Genomic DNA, 16,379 nt, shown 5'->3' with positions numbered 1-16,379 from the left:
CCCAGCCCAGCCCCACGCCCGCCTGCGCCGACGCCGGCAGCACCTGCTCGCGGCTCTGTCCATCCAGGAAGCCGAGCACGCCTCCGCCCAGCGTCACCGTGCGCTTGGGGCCGTCCGTCATGGGACGCAGGAACGCTTCCAGTTCGCGCCGCTCGCCGGAGCGCAGCGCCACGGTGTCCTCCCACAACACCTGGCCGCCCTTGCGCAGCTCCAGCTTCCGCTTGCCCTCCGGCACCACCACGCCTCCGGGCAGCTCGCCCGCGTCGTGGCCGTCCACCTTGAGCGTGAAACCCTCCAGCCTCGCGCTGTAGGAGAAGACCTCTGGCTGTCCCGGCCGCTGCAAGGAACCGGACAGCAGCACCGGATCCGCGCCCACTTCCAATATCTGCGCGCTGGGACGCTGTCGCCCTTCCGTATAGGCCCAGGTGTTGCGGCGGGCCCAATCGTGGGCCTCGGTGGCGCTCACCGCGCCGTCGCGGTTGCGGTCGCCGCTTCCGTCGAGCGCCTGGATGAGGAAGTGCGTGTAGATGTCATTGGCCAGCGCGTCGTCCTCTCGCGCGGCCTCGCCCCAGTCGCTGGCGGACAGCACCAGTGAGGCGCGGCTCGCCGCCTCCAACGGCTGCGGCAGGAAGGACGCCTTGGTGTGCGAGAGTTCGTCGCGGACCTCCGGCGGCAGCAGCGACTTGCCCGTGCCGCTGTGACAAGTGGCCAGCACCAGCACGCGCCGCCGTGAGCCCAGCCGCTCCAGCGACTGCTCCAGCGTGGCCATGTCCAGGCCCGTGCCGGCCACGTCCCGGTAGCGGGTGTCGGACGTCACCAGGTAGCGCTGCAGCTCGCCCCTCGCGTCGCGCGCCAGCGAACCGTGCCCGGACACGTACACGACCACCGTGTCCTGGGGCCGCCAGGGACGCGCCTCCAGCGCCTGGAGCGCGGCGAGCACCGACGTGCGCGTCGTCTGCTCCGGCCTCGTGAGCACCGTCACGGAGCGGAAGCCTCCGCGCGCCGGATCCGCCAGCACTCGGCCCAGGTCGTCCGCGTCTTTCGCCGCGTAGCGCAGCCCGTTCCATGCGGGATCCGTGTACGCGGAGATGCCGATGAGCAGCGCGTGCCGTTCGCCCTCCTGCGCCGACGCCAGCACGCCATCATCCAGGCGCACCCGCACCGCGCGGCCCTTCTCCCGCGACTCCACGGAGCTGCACGCGCCGAGCACCACCAGCGCCAGCACCACGGGGATGAACAGCAGGCGGGACACGCGCGGCTCCTCAGGGAGCAGCATGCCCCGACTCCACCTTCAAGCGAAGGCGGGCCTGGGCCGCGTCCGGTGGCACCTGTCCGCTGACGCGCACCGCCTCCAGCGCCGCGTTCCCCTGTTCACCGTGCGGCCAGGCGACCAACACCAGCGTCACGGGTCCGCGCTCGTCCTCCAGGGACACGCCCGCCAGGTCCTCGCCGTCGCGCAGGTCGTGCGTGCCCGGCGTCAATGCATGGCGGCCCAGCACCTGCGGCGGCATACCCGGGGCTTCGCGCACCAGCAGTGCGTCCGCGGACTCACTGGCGTGGTAGCGCAGCAGCACCACGGCTTCGGGCGGAAGCACCGCGTCCGCGGCGACCGCGCGCACCTCGCCGTCCGGCAAGCGCGCCGCGGCAGTGAGCTCCAGCGCGAGCGGTGCAGTGCCCTTGATGCGCTGCGAGGGCGGCTCCACGCTGCCCGGACCTCCGGCCCCCGGACGCACCACGAGCGCCAGGAGGATCGCGGCGGCCACCGCTCCCAGTCCTCCGGTCAGCCATGCACGCTGGGGCGCGCGCAGCTTCCGGCGCACCCGCGCCCAACCGACCGCATCCTCCCCGACGGGACGGTCCGAGACCGCGACGAGCGCTTCATCCGCCAGCGCGTTCAACCCCGGAAGCTCACCGGGCTCCGCGTGGTCGCGCGCGAGGAACGCCTCGCACGTCTCACAGGGATGCGAGAGGTGCTCGGCGAAGTAGCGCACCGTTTCGGGCTCGCGTCGTTCGAGCTGCTTCGCGGACTCCACGTCCAGATGTCTGTCGCTCGCGCCCATGGTTCAGCCCACCTCCGCGGCCAGCAGCCGCGCCAGCAGCTCGCGCTTCACGCGGGCCCGGAAGCGCTCCAGCCGCATCGTCACCGCGCTCTTGCCCAGCCCCAGTCGGTCGGCGATCTCCCGCGCGCTCAGCTCGCCCTCCAAATAGAAGAGGCGGACAGTCTCCTTCTCCGGGCCCTCGGGAAGTCCTTCAATGAGCGCGCGCACCACGGCCACGCGGCGCTCCAGCGTCAACGACGGCGGCAGCGCGGGCGCGACGGTGTCCAGTTCGCGCGCCAGGTCCTCCTCCACGCGGGCCCGGGCCTTCGCGCCACGGCTGAGCGCGTAGGCGTGATGCCGCGCGATGGTCAGCAGCCAGCCGCTGAACGCGCACGGATGCTGGAGCCGGGGCAGCTCGCGGAAGGCGCGCACGAACGTCTCCTGCACGGCGTCCTCCACCTCCGCGGTGCCCAGGACGCCCGAGCCCTGGGCCACGCGGCGCACGGCCCCGTGGAAGCGCTGGTAGAGCTGACCGCACGCGGACTGATCACCCCGCGCAGCCCGGCGGATGCAGTCCGCCAGTTCCTGCTCCGTCACGCCGCCCTCCCCGCCCGCTTCGCGCACGCGCGCGACGACCGCGTGCCGGGGCAGGGCCCCCGAGGCGATGCCGGTCCAGGTGAGAGGATGCAAGCCATGACCCCTGTTCAGTAACCGTCCCTGAGGAAGGAGTCACGGGGGGCTTTTCCGGCCACGTACGCCCGGCCGATTCCCCAGGCCTCCCTCCGGAAATCCGCGCGGAAAATCCGGCCCGTGGCCGTTTTTCGCGGCCGGACTCCCTTCCTTCAGCGGAAGGGATGACGGGCGGACATCGCACGGCCGGTGCGAGTCCACGGGCCCGTCATCCCCCACGGAACCAGGAGACACACGTCATGCGTCGTTTCATCGGTCTGTTCGCGTCCCTCATGTGGCTGTCCGCGTGCGGCAACAGCACGTCCTCGGTGGGGTTGAGCACGCGGATGGGGAGCGCGGTCACGGGCTCGGCCCTGACGCGCACGTCCAGCCAGCGGCTGGAGCTCTCCAATGGCATCACCGTGGAGCGCGTGCGGCTGTCGGTGCGCGAGCTGGAGCTCAAGCGCGAAGGCCACCATGACGACCGCTCCGACGACGACTCCGATGCCGGGACCGACGACGACAAGTCCGAGTTCAAGCAGCGCACGGGGCCCTTCCTCATCGACCTGTCCGGCACGGCGCTGGACGGCCAGATGGTGCGCCTGCAGGACATCTCCGTGGACGTCGGCACCTACGACGAGATCGAATTCGACATCGGCAAGGTCGACCCCGCGACCGCCCCGACCGCGTTGAAGGAGCTGGCGGAGCAGGGCGCGTCCCTCATCATCGACGGCCACATCGACGGCGAGCCCTTCCAGTTCGTCTCCAGCCTCCGCGTGGAGCAGGAGCGCGAGGTGAGCTTCGAAATCGCCGAGGGCGACGACCAGAACGTGACCTTCAACATCGACCCGAGCGGCTGGTTCACCGACAAGGACGGCAAGCGGCTGGACCCGCGCGAGTCCAGCGCCCGGTCGCAGTTGGAGAACAACCTCCAGAAGTCCATCGACGCCTTCGACGACCACGACCGCAATGGCGGCGAGGACGACGACGACCACGACCGTCACGGCGGCCGGAGCGGCGGCGAGGACTGACCCCATCTCCGCCGTCCCGCCGCTCCGTCACCCGAGCGTTCGCGCCAGGTACGGAGCGGTGCGGCTCTCCTTCACCTTCGCCACCTGATCCGGCGTGCCCTGCGCCACCACGCGGCCTCCTGCGTTGCCCGCGCCGGGCCCTACGTCGATGACATGGTCGCTGGCGGCGACGACGCGCAGGTCGTGCTCCACGACAATGACCGTGTTGCCCGCGTCCACCAGTCCTTCCAGCTGCGTCATCAGCTTGTCCACGTCCGCCGGGTGCAGGCCCGTGGTGGGCTCGTCCAGCACGTAGAGCGTGTCGCCGTGCTGCGTGCGCTGCAGCTCCGTGGCCAGCTTGATGCGCTGGGCTTCACCTCCGGACAACTCCGTCGCGGGCTGGCCCAGGCGCAGGTAGCCCAGGCCTACGTCGCGCAGCACCTTGAGTGCGCGCTGGAGCGGCGGCTCTTCAGTGAAGAAGTCGAAGGCGCCGTCCACCGTCAGCCCCAGCACGTCCGCGATGTTCTTCTCGCGGTAGCGCACCTCCAGCGTCTTCGCGTTGTAGCGGGTGCCGTGGCACGTGGGGCACGGCGCGTACACGCTGGGCAGGAAGAGCAGCTCCACGCTCACGAAGCCTTCGCCCTCGCACGTGTCGCAGCGGCCTCCCGCTGTGTTGAAGGAGAAGCGCCCCGCGCCGTACTTGCGCGACTTCGCAAGGGGCGTCGCCGCGAACAGCTTGCGCACGTGGTCGAAGAGGCCCGTGTACGTCGCCAGGTTGGAGCGCGGCGTGCGGCCTATGGGCTTCTGGTCCACCGTCACCAGCCGGCGGATGGCCTCCATCCCTTCCTTGATATGTCCCTCGCTCGCCATCACCGGCTCGCGGTCCAGCGGCTCGCCCTCCTCCTCTTCCGGCGCCAGCGTCTGGCCCAGTCTTCCCGCCACCAGTTCGACCAGCGCCTGGCTCACCAGGCTGGACTTGCCGGAGCCGGACACGCCCGTCACCGTGGTGAAGACGCCCAGGGGGAAGTCCACGTCCAGGCCGCGCAGGTTGTTGCGCTTCACGCCCTCCAGGCGCAGCCGCCCCGTGGGCTTCCGGGGTTCGCGGCGGCGCAGGTCCTCCTCCTCGAAGAGGTAGCGCCGCGTCCGGGACGCCTCCACCTTCGCCAGTCCCTCCGGCACCCCGCTGTAGAGCACGCGTCCGCCGTGCTCACCTGCCGCAGGGCCCACGTCGACGATCCAATCCGCGTGGCGGATGACGTCCACCTCGTGCTCCACCACGAACAGCGAGTTGCCCGCCTCCTTCAGCCGGTCCAGCGCCGTGAGCAGCGACTCCGTGTCCGCGGGGTGCAGACCGGCGGACGGTTCGTCCATCACGTACACCACGCCGAAGAGGTTGGAGCGCACCTGCGTGGCCAGCCGCAGCCGCTGCAACTCACCCGGTGACAGCGTGGGCGTGCTGCGCTCCAGCGACAGGTAGCCCAGGCCCAGGTCCGTCAGCACCTGGATGCGCGCGAGCAGGTCCTTGGTGATGCGCTGGGCGACGATGAGCTTCTCCGGGTGTTCGCGGGCCATGACATCCGCGTCCTTCCCCTTCCCTTCCGCCGTGGGTTTGATCAGCTCCGCGACCTGCTCCAGCGGCATGCGGGACAGCTCGCCGATGTCGCGGCCCGCGAACGTCACCGACAGGGACTCGCGCTTCAGGCGCTTGCCCTCGCACAGCGAGCAGTCGCTGGCGACCATGTAGCGGGCGACGCGCTTCTTCATCATCGCGCTCTGCGTCGTCGCGAAGGTGGTCATCACGTAGCGCTTCGTGCCCGTGAAGGTGCCCATGTAGCTGGGCGTCTCCTTGCGGGCCATCGCCCGCTTCACCTCCGCGGACGTGAAGCCCGCGTAGACGGGGACCGTGGGCTGCTCGTCGGTGAAGAGGATCCACTGGCGGTCCTTCTTCGGCAGGTCGCGCCAGGGCTTGTCGATGTCGTACCCGAGCGTCACCAGGATGTCGCGCAGGTTCTGGCCATGCCACGCGGGCGGCCACGCGGCGACGGCGCGCTCGCGGATGCTCAAGGAGTCATCCGGCACCATGGAGCGCTCGGTGACTTCGAACACGCGGCCGATGCCGTGGCACTTGGGGCACGCGCCCGCGGGCGTGTTCGGGGAAAACGCATCCGAGTCCAACCGCTCCAGCTTCGACGGGTAGTTGCCCGCGCGCGAGTACAGCATGCGCACGGAGTTCGACAGGGTCGTCACGCTGCCCACCGACGAGCGCGATGTCGGCGCGCCCCGGTGCTGCTGGAGCGCCACCGCCGGGGGCAGCCCGTCGATGGAGTCCACTTCCGGCACGCCCACCTGATCAATCAGGCGCCGGGCGTACGGGGCCACGGATTCGAAGTAGCGCCGCTGCGCCTCCGCGTAGAGCGTCCCGAACGCCAGCGACGACTTGCCGGAGCCGGACACGCCGGTGAAGACCACCAGCGCGTCGCGAGGGATGTCCACGTCCACGTGCTTCAGGTTGTGTTCGCGGGCGCCCCGGACGCGGACGAAGCCGGAGGGGTCGGGAGGCTTGCGGGTGCGAGGTGCTTTCGGAGTGGCCATGCCGGGGCGGACGTTGCCCACCCGTCAGCGCGCGGTCATCCAAGAAGCGAACCGCCTCGTCGGAATCCAGATGAGTTCCGGACCTCCACCGTCTGGCGGAGGACACGAGACCTGGCGGCTCAGCCGCCCCGAGCCCCCGGCCGCTCCAGCCCGAGCGCCGCCGGCAGCACGTACTGTCCGAACAGGACCAGGGGAAGCGCCGAGCCCGCATCATTATAGTAGCTGCCGGTGAAGGCCGCGGTGACGCCCAGCGAAGGGGCGACGAAGACGTACTGCCCGCCATTGCCCCGCGCGAAGGACACTTCCACCGGCGTGCCCTGGATGACGAAGCGGGCGCTCCACCACAAGAGCCCGTAGTTCGCGTCGCCCAGCGGCCCCAGCGCCTTGCCGGACTCCGCCACCCACGCCTCGGAGACGCGGCGCTCGCCCTGCCACGCGCCGCCGTCGAGCATCAGCTGCCCCACCTTGAGGAAGTCGCGCGGACGCAGGCGCAGGTGGCCGCCCGTGTCCGTGCCCTTCTTGCCCGCGGGCTGCCAGGTGACGTCCTGGACCTGCATCGGTGTGAACAGCCACTCGCGCGACAGGTCCGGGATGGAGCGGCCGCTGACGTGCTCCAGCACGGCGCCCAGCAGCACCACGCCGCCCGTGCAGTAGCGCGTCACGGTGCCGGGCTCGTCCCGCATGGGCACGTCCACGATGAAGCGGGCCCAGTCATCCGTGTCGTACATCCGCTCTTCGTTGCCGGGGGACTCGGGGTCCCAGTCGTCGCACGACAGCCCGGAGCGCATCTGGAGCAGGTGGCGCAGCGTGATGCGCTCCTTGCGCGGATCCGCGTTCTTCACCGGCGCCAGGTGCGGCAGGAGTGGGAGCACGGGCGCGTCCAGGTCCGGCAGCAGGCCGCGCTCGTGCGCCATGCCCACCAGCAGCGACGTGACGCTCTTCGTGGCGGACCTCAGGTCGTGCGCCTTCTCCCGCGTGAAGTCGTTCCAGTAGCGCTCGTAGACGAGCTGGCCTCCTCGCGCGACGAGCACCGCGTCCGGCGCCTCCACCGTGCCTTCGGCCACGTCGTGCTCCAGCGCGTCGAACCACGGGCGCTGAATGCCCGTGTCCTCGAAGGAGGCCACGGCCCAGCCGTCATCGAGCCGGTCCGGAGGCGAGCCCGGCCCCGTAGGCACCCGCTTGCCTCCGCACGCCATGAGACACACCGCGCACAGCAGCACCATCCGCTGGAACATCGCTGCACCTGCCTTCGCTCCGGCCCTGGAAGCGCGGCAGCCTATGTCACGCGGAGGCGCCATCGCGACTAGCGGTTCTTCGCGGCCTGCTCGCGGATGCGCGCTTCCTGCTCTCGCAGCTCGGGCGTGAACTCGGCGCCGAAGTCGTCGTCCTCGAAGACCTGCCGCAGCTCCAGCTCCACGTTGCCGCCCGCGTCCATGGACGGCCAGCGATTGAGCCACTCCAGGGCCTCCGCCCGCGACTTCACCTGGATGAGGGTGAAGCCGGCGATGAGCTCCTTCGTCTCCGTGAAGGGACCGTCGACGATGGCCGGCTTGCCGTTCGTGAACTTCACGCGGGCGCCCTTGCTGCTGGGGTGCAGGCCCTCGCCCTGGAGCATCACGCCCGCCTTCACCATCTCCTCGTTGTAGGCGCCCATGGCGGCCAGCAGCTTCTCGTCCGGGAGCACGCCGGCTTCCGTGTCCTTGTCCGCCCTGCGGATGATCATGAAGCGCACGGTCGTGTCTCCTGCCGCGCGCCGTCGGGCCGCGGGGGGTGTTCTTCTGTTGCCTTCAGGGACGCAACGAATGGGGCTGGGGGAAATCGACACGGCCTTTTTATTTTCCCACCGGGTCTTCCAAACCCTCGCAATCACGGGACTTCCCATGTCCCGGCCGCAAATGTGACAGTGCCCCCCATGCACGCGGGCGTGACATCCACCGGCACGAAGCCCTTTCCAGCCAGCGGCCTCATGCACCCGGTGGTCCTGGTGGCCGTGGTGCTGCTCGTGCTGAACGACCACGTGTTCAAGGCTCGCTGGCCGTCGTGGTGGACGGGGAAGCTCTCCGACGTCGCCGGGCTCGCGATGTTCCCGGTGCTCCTCCAGGCGCTGTGGGAGCAGGCGTTCCAGCGGCGAGCGCGGGAATTCCGCCCGTCGTTCCCGGTACTCGTGGGAGCGGTCGTGCTGACGGGGCTGTGCTTCGGCGCGACGAAGATTTCCTCCGACGCCGGGGATGCGTGGCGCTGGGCGCTGGGCGCGCTGCAGTGGCCCTTCTACGCGCTGCGCGCAGTGCTCGGGGGCGCGCGCATTCCCTCGGTCCGGCCCACCGTGCACACGGTGGACGTCACGGATCTGCTCACGCTGCCGTCGCTGATCATTCCCCTGTGGCTGGGAAGCCGACGTGCTCGCGTGGCTCGCGAACAGGGCGTGCGTATTCCCGCGCACGAGGAGTCTTCACTGCCTCCTTAGTTGCTGCGTGCTGTGCACGTGGCTTCGCGGCACGTGTCAGACCCCCAATTACAGTCGGCCCCGTCACGCATTGAACCGACAGGGGCCATCATGTCCGCGCGTTCTTCTCAATCCCATACATCCACGCCTTCGAACATCCTGGAGCAGGTGCGGCAGTGCGCCGCGTCCGTCACGCGGTATCCGCTCGACATCCTGACGGAGCATGCGCAGCTCGAGGACGAGCTGGGCATCGACTCCGTGAAGCTCGCGGAGATCGCCGCGGTCATCGCTCGTGAGTTCCAGCTGCCGCCGGACCGGTTGCCGCGAAACGGGAAGGCGCGCACGCTCGGCGCCATCGCCGGGGCGGTGACGGAGGCGCTGGGAACGGAGCCTGGACCGTCGCTCCACGTCGCCGCGCCCGTAGTCCCCGCTGTTGTCGAAGTGAAGGCGAGCACCGGTGCTCCGGCCACGCTGGACCTCCTGCCCCGCGTGCGCGCGGTGTTCGCGCGGGTGACGCGCTATCCGGAGGAACTGCTCACGCCGCACGCGGACCTGGAGGACGAGCTGGGCATCGACTCCGTGAAGCAGGCGGAGGTGATGGCCGTGCTCATGAAGGAACTGGGGCTGAGCGACGCGCCGAAGCCCTCGCAGCGCCTGCGCACCATGGCCGCCATCGCCGACGCGGCCCGTGCGCTGCTGCCGGCCGCGCCGCCCGCCGTGGAAGCCAGGCCTCGCGCTCCCGTCCACGTGGCGCCCACGCCTGTTCCGTCGCGCACGGAGCTGCCGTTCGAGGGAAAGGTCGCGCTCGTCACGGGTTCGGGAAAGGGCATCGGCCGGGTCATCGCGACGAGGCTGGCTCGCGCGGGCGCGACGGTGGTCGTCAACTCGTTCCACTCCCGTGAGGACGGAGAGAAGACGGCGAGGGACATCGTCGACGCGGGTGGCAAGGCGGTCCACCTGTGGGGCTCCGTCGCGCAGGAGGATCACCTGGAGCGGATGTTCGCGGCGATCCGCGAGCAGTTGGGTGGGCTCGATCTGCTCGTGTGCAACGCGTCCAACGGGCTCATCGGTCCGTTCGACCGCATCGCGCCCCGGGATTGGGACAAGGCGTTCCGCACCTGCATCACCGGCACCTACGAGTGCGCGATGCGCGCCCGTCCGCTGATGGCCGCGCGTGGGGGCGGGAGCATCGTCACCATGTCCACGTCCATGTCGCAGCGGTACATGCACGACCTGGGTTGCCAGGGCGTGGTGAAGGCGGGCGTGGAGTCCCTCACGCGCTACCTGGCCGCGGAGCTGGCGCCGGAGGGCATCCGCACCAACTGCGTGTCCGCGGGTCCGGTGCACGGCGACCTGCTGGGGATGTTCCCGGACGCACCGGAGCGCGTGGCGCGCTGGGAGTCCGCGACTCCCGGTGGACGGCTGTGCACCGCGGACGACGTCGCGGACGTGACCGAGCTGCTGCTCGGGCCGAAGACGCAGCGAGTGAATGGCGCCATCTGGGTGGTGGACGCCGGCCTCTCCGGAACCGTGGACGGCCTGCTGCCGGCCGCGCGCGCATCCTGACCCCTCACCTTCCAGGAGCCATCACCATGGACTTCTTCGCTGTCCCGTACGACATCCACTTCGACGACACGATGGCCTACGGGAGCCATCACTTCCTCACCAACTTCAAGTTCCAGTGCGCCGGCCGGGAGCACCTGCTCTTCAGCCCGCACGCCTTCGAAGAGCCCGACTTCCGGCGCGACTTCGACCAGGTGCTCCTGCTCACCTACGAGGGCTATTCGCGCAACCTCGCCCCGGCGGCGCTGGGGGACCGGCTGATCATCCTGACGTCACTGGAGGAGCGCGGCGAGGTATCCCTGCGCTTCTGCTTCCGCACGTTGAAGAGCGACGGCACGCCGGTGGCATGCGGCTACCAGACCGTGCTCTGCGCGGACCGGCAGGGAGCGCTGCGCGCGTTTCCGGAGTCCTTCCAGCGCAGCTTCGAATCGCTGGCGGCGATGCATGAACCGACGGGCCCGAAGAGCTTCCGAGACCTCGCCTTGCAGGGAGGTGGAGGCGTGCAGGCCTTGTTCCCGGAGGCCGTGCGAGCACTGGCGCGGACGCTGCTGGCGGACACCGCTCCGCGCGGCGTCTCGCGGATGATCCGCGTCCCAGAGCCCGCGCCCGGCCTTCAACTGCCGGTCAATGCCACCGCGTTCCTGTTCGCGGGACAGGGCACGTTCGAGCCCGCCCTCTTCCTCCAGTTGAAGGCGCTCCAGCCGGAACTGCGTGACGAACTGCTGGCGGTGAAGGAGGCCTGCCGTTCGCAGGGCATCGACGTGGGCCCGCTGCTCGCGGCGGAGGACGTCGCCCAGGTGGGCCGGGCGTTGGACGCGGCACCGCTGTTGGATCAGCTCGGCATCTTCCTGTCCGGAGTTCTGGGGGCGCGGTGGATGGAGCGTCAGGGCACTCGGCCGGACGTGTTCGTGGGGCACAGCTTCGGGGAGATCGCGGCGATGACCGCGGCCGGAGCCATGGACCTGCGCACGGGCGCGGAGGTGGTGTGCCGTCGCATCCGGGCGCTCCAGACGGTGCCGGACGGCCTGGGCACGCTCGCGGCGGTCGCCCTGTCGGAGGCGGAGACCGTCCAGGCCGTGGCGGAGAGTGAGGCCAGGACGTTGGAGATCGCGGGCCGCAATCATTCGCGGCAGACCGTGGTCGCGGGGCCTCGTGAGGAACTGGAGCGGTTGCGCGCATTCCTGGAGCGGCAGGGCAAGGGCTTCACGTTCATCTCCAGCCGCTACCCGTTCCACCACCCGAGCCTGGCGCCCGCGGTCACCGCGTTCCGCGCGAGCCTCGCGGACCTGACGGTGCATCCGGCGCGAGGGCCCATCTATTCACCCATCGAGCGGCGGATTTACGGACGTGGCGGGTCCGAGCTGGCAGGGGCGCTCGCGTCCCACCTGGTGCGTCCCTTCGACTTCCCGGGCGCGGTGGAGACGCTGGTAGGCGCGGGCTGCGCTCGGTTCGTGGACTGCGGCACGGGAGGACGGCTGACGCGCATCGTCCAGCGGATCCTCCCCAAGGACACGTCCGTGGCGATGACGTCCGTGGACCGTTCGCTGCCCGTGGGCCCCCCGGCCGTGACGCATGTCGCTCGGGATGCAGCGCCCGGGGTTCCGGCCATCGCGGTGGTGTCGTTGGGCTGCATGCTTCCTGGCGGCGCGAAGGATCCGGAGACGTACTGGAGGAACATCCAGCGGGGCATCAGCGGCATCGTCGACACGGGTGTGAGCCATCCGGACCAGGTGGTGGACTTCGTGGGTCCGGCGGTGACTCCGGACCGCACGTACACGCTGCTCACCGGGCGGGTCCTGGACAGCGACCTCGTGCCGCCTCCGGGAATCACGCCGGACCGATTCCAGCGCTATGGCCGTGAGCAGCGGCTGTTGGCCATCGCGCTCAGTCAGGCGATGGAGTCCTTGAGGTCCACCGCGCCGCGTGCGCCTGGACGCATCCAGTGCCTGCTCGGATCCACCGCGGACGGGTCGCCCGAGTACGACGACGCGCTGTGCGTGGAAGCGGGAGAAGCCCTGCTGCGTGCCCGGGGCGAGACGGCGCGGGAGTTCTCCGCGTTGATGCGTGAGGCGCTGGGTGTCACCGCGACGTCCTCCGAACTGGCACCGCATCCGACCCTCCAATCGGTGGTGACGGACGTGGTGGGCCCGAGCGTGTCCACGATGCTGCTGGACGCGGCGTGTGCCTCTTCGCTCTACGCCATCGCGCTGGGGATGAAGGCACTGGAGCGCGGCGAGGCCGACCTGGTGCTCGCTGGAGGAGTGTTCTCTCCGGGACCGGGCAACAGCTGCCTGTTCTCCCAGTTCAAGGGGCTCTCCGCGACGGGGAGCCGACCGTTCGACGAGCGCGCGGATGGCGTCATCTTCGGCGAGGGCGCGGGAGTGGTCGGCCTGATGCGTCTGGAGGATGCAGTCTCCGCGGGGCTGAAGGTCCGCGCGGTCATCCGCGGCGCGGGGCTGTCCAGCGACGGACGCAGCAGCTCCGCCAACGTCCCGCGAGCGGACGGACAGGTGGCCGCGATGGAGGCGTGCTACGCGGCAGCGGGCGTTGAACCGGCGTCCATCCAGTACATCGAAGCGCACGGGACGGCCACGCCGGCCGGAGACACCACCGAGTTGCAGTCGATTGGCCGTGTCTTCGGAGGCAAGCGGAAGGGCCTCCAGCTCGCCAGCGTGAAGGCGTTGATCGGCCATGTCGGGTGGGCCGCGGGTGCGGCATCGGTCATCAAGCTGTGCAAGGCGCTGGAGCACCGGAGCTTCCCGCCGCAGTCCCACTTCGACCGTCCAGGTGCGGGGCTGCGAGCGCTCGGGCCGGACTTCGAGGTGAGCACGCGGGAGCAGCCGTGGCCGGAGAATGGAGACCATCCGCGCCGTGCGGCCACGAACGGCTTCGGCTTCGGCGGCACGAACGCGCACCTGGTGTTGGAGGAGTACCAGGGAGGCCCGCTCGCGCCGCGCGCCAGGTCCACGCAGCTTCCGAGCGAAGAACTGGTGGTGGTGGCCGCGGAGGGAATGTTCCCGGAGGTGCGATTCGACGCCAAGGGGATGCGTCTGCCCGCATCCGTGCGGCTGCTGCCGGACATCACCGAGGACATGGACCTCACGCAGCACCTGGGGCTCATCGTCGCGAGCGACGTCGTGAAGAAGCTCGGGGCGTTCGATTCGCTGCGGACGGGGACGGCCATCGTCCTGGGGTTGGAGGGCAAGACGCGCCGGGGCGTGGAGGCCACGCAGCGAGTGCTGGCGGACTCCACTCGGCGAAGGCTGCGTGAGCACATCCAGCGAGCGCCGGACTCCACGCGGCTCCTGCCGCTGGTGGACCGGCTCCATGCGGCGGTGGGCGCGCTGCGTCCGTCCGGTCCGTACACGCTCCAGGGGATGATGCCCAACGTCACGCCGGGGCGGGTAGCGGGGGTGCTCGACACCAAGGGACCGAACTTCGTGGTGGACGCGGGGGCCGGCACGCTGGCCGCGTCACTGCGCGCTTCACGGGCCTTGTTGGACAGCGGCTTCGAACTGGTGCTCGTGGGCAGCGCTCACGTGAAGAGGCCCGGAGAAGGCGCCGCTGTGTCCGCGCCTGAAGAGGGCATGACGATGCTGGCGGTGACCACGGCCGCGAAGGCTGAAGCGCGGGGCTTGAAGCCGCTGTGCCACCTGCGGATGTCCGAAGCTGCGGGCTCCGGTTCAGGGGCGGGCGTCACGTTGCCGCCCCACTCCGCCCACGAAGCGAGGGAGGTGCTGAGCGCGGTGCGGGCCGCCACCGAAGGAGAGGCCATCACGCTGCGCTTCCATCCGGATGCCGCGACCGGCACCCAGCTGGTGCTCCAGCTTCATCCTGACCTCGGAGCCCAGACTGGAGTACCGGAGGAACAAGCGGTGGCGGCAGGAGCTCCGTCCGCGGAGCGCCGCGTAATGGACAACGCCGCCAGGTCCTCGGGCATGCCCTCTGTCTCCAGTGCTGAGAATCGAGACCTCGGCGGGGCCGCCCTGTCGGCGGCGAACCACGGAAACTTGTCCGACAGCCGGACAGGTTCGCAGAGCCCAGTCGGCCGGGAGGGGCTCCCCCTTCAGCCGAACCACGGAAACTTGTCCGACAGTCGGACAGGTTTGGAGAACCTCGGCCGGGAGGGGCGCCCCCTTCAGTCGAGCCAGAGGAACTTGTCCGACAGTCGGACAGGTTTGGAGAACTCGGTCGGTCGGGACGAGCCCCCTCCTCAGCCGAACCACGGAAACTTGTCCGACAGTCGGACAGGTTTGGGCCGCTCCGGTCCGGAGGCGGGCACCTTGGATGTCCGTGGGACTGGCGCTCCGTTTGCAGCAGGAGCCATCGCGACGCTCCCCGCGCGTTCGGAACCCGAGGCGTCCGCCACGGCTACCGGTGCCGCGCAGGCGCGGGCGGGCTCGGATCGCCTGGAAGAGGCACGTTCGCCGTCGAGCTCCGCCTCCATCCCGGAGACCGCTGACGGTTTCGACCACTCGGCTGCCATCCGCTACCACGCGCCAGTGCTGGTCGAGCGTCCGGCCCTGACGACCGGAGCGTCGCAGCTGCGTGGCCGGCGGGTGCTGTTCATCGCTCAAGACGAGGCCGTGGCCCGTGAGCTTTCGGCCCAGGCACATGACATCTGCGGCCCTGAGTTCCGCATCCTCCACTCGGGCGCCTCCGATGAGGGAGCGCGGATCCACGGCATCGACCTGACACGGGAGGAGACCGCGGAGGCGAACCTGGCTGCGCTCGGCTTCGAGCCACAGGTCATCATCTCGGTGTGCCGCATGTCCTCCGAGGAGAGCGAGTCCTCCGTCGTCGCGGACACGGCCCTGCGCCATGAGGCGCTGGAGTTGCTCTTCCTGTCCGCTCGCCGCGCTTATGAGGGACTGTCCGCTGGCACCGTGACTCTGGCGAGTCTGTGCATCGGCGGCGTCGGTGCGCGCCGGACGCTGCATCCCGTCACCGGCCTCTTCGCCGGCCTGCTCAAGTCCCTGGGCCGAGAGGTCCCGACGCGTGGCATCCGTGCCATCGCCACGGGTCCGCTTCCGCTTCGCACGGCGCTCGACCATGTCGCTTCCGAGCTGAGCACCGGTGACGACACCGCTCCCGTGGAGGTCTGCGTCGACGGCTCCGTTCGCTGCGTCCGGCTGCTCCAGCCCACGGACGTTCCGGCACGGCCCGCCGTCACGCTCGACTCCAACTCGGTGGTCCTGCTGACGGGCGGTGGCCGTGGCGTGACGGCCGTCCTCGCCGGAGCGCTGCTCAAGCGGTACGGCTGCAAGGTCGTCCTCCTGGGCCGCAGCGATCCTTCCGACGCTCCCGCACGCGTGCTCCAGGCGCGCGACGAGGAACTGGGCGCCGTGGAGCGCGAGTTCTACGCCTCGGAACTCGCCCGTGACAGCACGGTGCGCATGCCCGCGCTGCGTGCACGCTTCGAGCGCCACCTGGCCGTGCGTGAGCTGCGGGCCACGCTCGACGGACTCATGCGGCTTCCCGGCCAGATGACCTACCGCGCCGCGGACGTCACCCGTCCCGAGGACGTGGACCGCGTGGTGGAGGAGCTGATCCGTGAACACGGACGGCTCGACCTGGTGGTCCATGGCGCGGGCACGCAGGTTTCCAAGAAGCTCCACCGCCGTCGGCTCACGGAGCTTCGGAGCACGCTGGACACCAAGCTGCTGGGACTGCGCAACCTGCGCGAGTCCTGCGCACGCCGCCTCCCGGCCCCCGTGCCCTTCCACGTCCTGACGTCCGCGTTCAGCTACATCGGCAATGACGGACAGGCGGACTACGGCGCGGCGAACGAAGCGCTGGACCGGCTCTGCGCCTGGGTCAGTGACTCGCGCCAGGACGTGCAGTGGTGCAGCGTGGGCTGGCTCGCCTGGGACGGCATCGGCATGACGCGCGGGTCGGAGTACCGCGTGCTCGGAGCCAGCCGCCGGCTGCGCGGCATCCGCGCCGACGAGGGCGAGGCGCTATTCCTCCAACTGGTGGACGGCCAGCCCGTCCAACCCATCAACGTCCAGCTCACCGAGAGCGAGCGCGGCTTCTACGGCCTGGAGGTGATCGCCCCGCCCG

The 16,379-nt window shown here is 70.2% G+C and carries 10 protein-coding genes; 4 read left to right on the top strand and 6 right to left on the bottom strand.

Annotated features, from left to right (window positions below; all coding sequences use genetic code 11):
* The 3 genes from D7V77_RS31515 to D7V77_RS31505 all read right to left on the bottom strand — a co-directional run.
* Positions 1 to 1,276, bottom strand: a 1,276-nt coding sequence (locus D7V77_RS31515) for a caspase family protein (RefSeq protein ID WP_147452217.1), incomplete at its 3' end; no start/stop codon positions are given.
* Positions 1,263 to 2,060 carry a hypothetical protein gene (locus D7V77_RS31510; RefSeq protein WP_120579987.1) on the bottom strand — a complete coding sequence of 266 codons (798 nt, stop codon included), beginning with the start codon at positions 2,058 to 2,060 and terminating at the stop codon, positions 1,263 to 1,265. The genes D7V77_RS31515 and D7V77_RS31510, both read right to left, overlap by 14 nt.
* Positions 2,061 to 2,063: 3 nt before the next feature.
* Positions 2,064 to 2,729: an RNA polymerase sigma factor gene (locus tag D7V77_RS31505; protein WP_233597359.1), complete on the bottom strand. Its 666-nt coding sequence runs from the start codon at positions 2,727 to 2,729 to the stop codon at positions 2,064 to 2,066.
* A 239-nt stretch (positions 2,730 to 2,968) separates the two neighbouring features.
* Here D7V77_RS31505 and D7V77_RS31500 point away from each other — a divergent pair, with 239 nt between their 5' ends.
* Positions 2,969 to 3,739: a DUF4382 domain-containing protein gene (locus tag D7V77_RS31500; protein ID WP_120579986.1), complete on the top strand. Its 771-nt coding sequence runs from the start codon at positions 2,969 to 2,971 to the stop codon at positions 3,737 to 3,739.
* 27 nt (positions 3,740 to 3,766) lie between these two features.
* On the opposite strand, the gene uvrA is transcribed toward D7V77_RS31500, so the two are convergent.
* The 3 genes from uvrA to D7V77_RS31485 form a co-directional block, all read right to left on the bottom strand.
* Positions 3,767 to 6,310: an excinuclease ABC subunit UvrA gene (gene uvrA / locus D7V77_RS31495; protein WP_120579988.1), complete on the bottom strand. Its 2,544-nt coding sequence runs from the start codon at positions 6,308 to 6,310 to the stop codon at positions 3,767 to 3,769.
* Positions 6,311 to 6,429: 119 nt separating this feature from the next.
* Positions 6,430 to 7,545, bottom strand: a complete 1,116-nt coding sequence (locus D7V77_RS31490) for a serine hydrolase (protein ID WP_120579985.1) — start codon at positions 7,543 to 7,545, stop codon at positions 6,430 to 6,432.
* A gap of 68 nt (positions 7,546 to 7,613) precedes the next feature.
* A complete protein-coding gene (locus tag D7V77_RS31485) occupies positions 7,614 to 8,042 on the bottom strand; it encodes a YciI family protein (RefSeq protein ID WP_120579984.1) in 429 nt (142 codons plus the stop codon).
* 180 nt (positions 8,043 to 8,222) lie between these two features.
* On the opposite strand from D7V77_RS31485, the gene D7V77_RS31480 reads away from it, so the two are divergent.
* The 3 genes from D7V77_RS31480 to D7V77_RS31470 form a co-directional block, all read left to right on the top strand.
* Complete coding sequence (locus D7V77_RS31480; RefSeq protein WP_120579983.1) at positions 8,223 to 8,774, top strand: hypothetical protein; 552 nt, start codon at positions 8,223 to 8,225, stop codon at positions 8,772 to 8,774.
* 90 nt (positions 8,775 to 8,864) lie between these two features.
* On the top strand, positions 8,865 to 10,319 hold the full coding sequence (locus tag D7V77_RS31475) for an SDR family oxidoreductase (RefSeq protein WP_120579982.1): 1,455 nt from the start codon (positions 8,865 to 8,867) through the stop codon (positions 10,317 to 10,319).
* Between the two features lie 26 nt (positions 10,320 to 10,345).
* A partial coding sequence (locus tag D7V77_RS31470; RefSeq protein ID WP_120579981.1) for a type I polyketide synthase occupies positions 10,346 to 16,379 on the top strand: 6,034 nt, incomplete at its 3' end.

The organism is Corallococcus sp. CA041A (genome assembly GCF_003612075.1).
Taxonomy (GTDB): Bacteria; Myxococcota; Myxococcia; order Myxococcales; family Myxococcaceae; genus Corallococcus; species Corallococcus exiguus.
Note: the sequence above shows the minus strand (reverse complement) of the source record. Positions and strands in the feature narration are given on the sequence as shown.

What these genes read in the sequence shown, in the direction of transcription:
- D7V77_RS31490 (WP_120579985.1), bottom strand. Translation starts at nt 7,545, where the DNA reads ATGTTCCAGCGGATGGTGCTGCTGTGCGCGGTGTGTCTCATGGCGTGC.
- uvrA (WP_120579988.1), bottom strand. Translation starts at nt 6,310, where the DNA reads ATGGCCACTCCGAAAGCACCTCGCACCCGCAAGCCTCCCGACCCCTCC.
- D7V77_RS31480 (WP_120579983.1), top strand. Translation starts at nt 8,223, where the DNA reads ATGCACGCGGGCGTGACATCCACCGGCACGAAGCCCTTTCCAGCCAGC.
- D7V77_RS31500 (WP_120579986.1), top strand. Translation starts at nt 2,969, where the DNA reads ATGCGTCGTTTCATCGGTCTGTTCGCGTCCCTCATGTGGCTGTCCGCG.
- D7V77_RS31475 (WP_120579982.1), top strand. Translation starts at nt 8,865, where the DNA reads ATGTCCGCGCGTTCTTCTCAATCCCATACATCCACGCCTTCGAACATC.
- D7V77_RS31510 (WP_120579987.1), bottom strand. Translation starts at nt 2,060, where the DNA reads ATGGGCGCGAGCGACAGACATCTGGACGTGGAGTCCGCGAAGCAGCTC.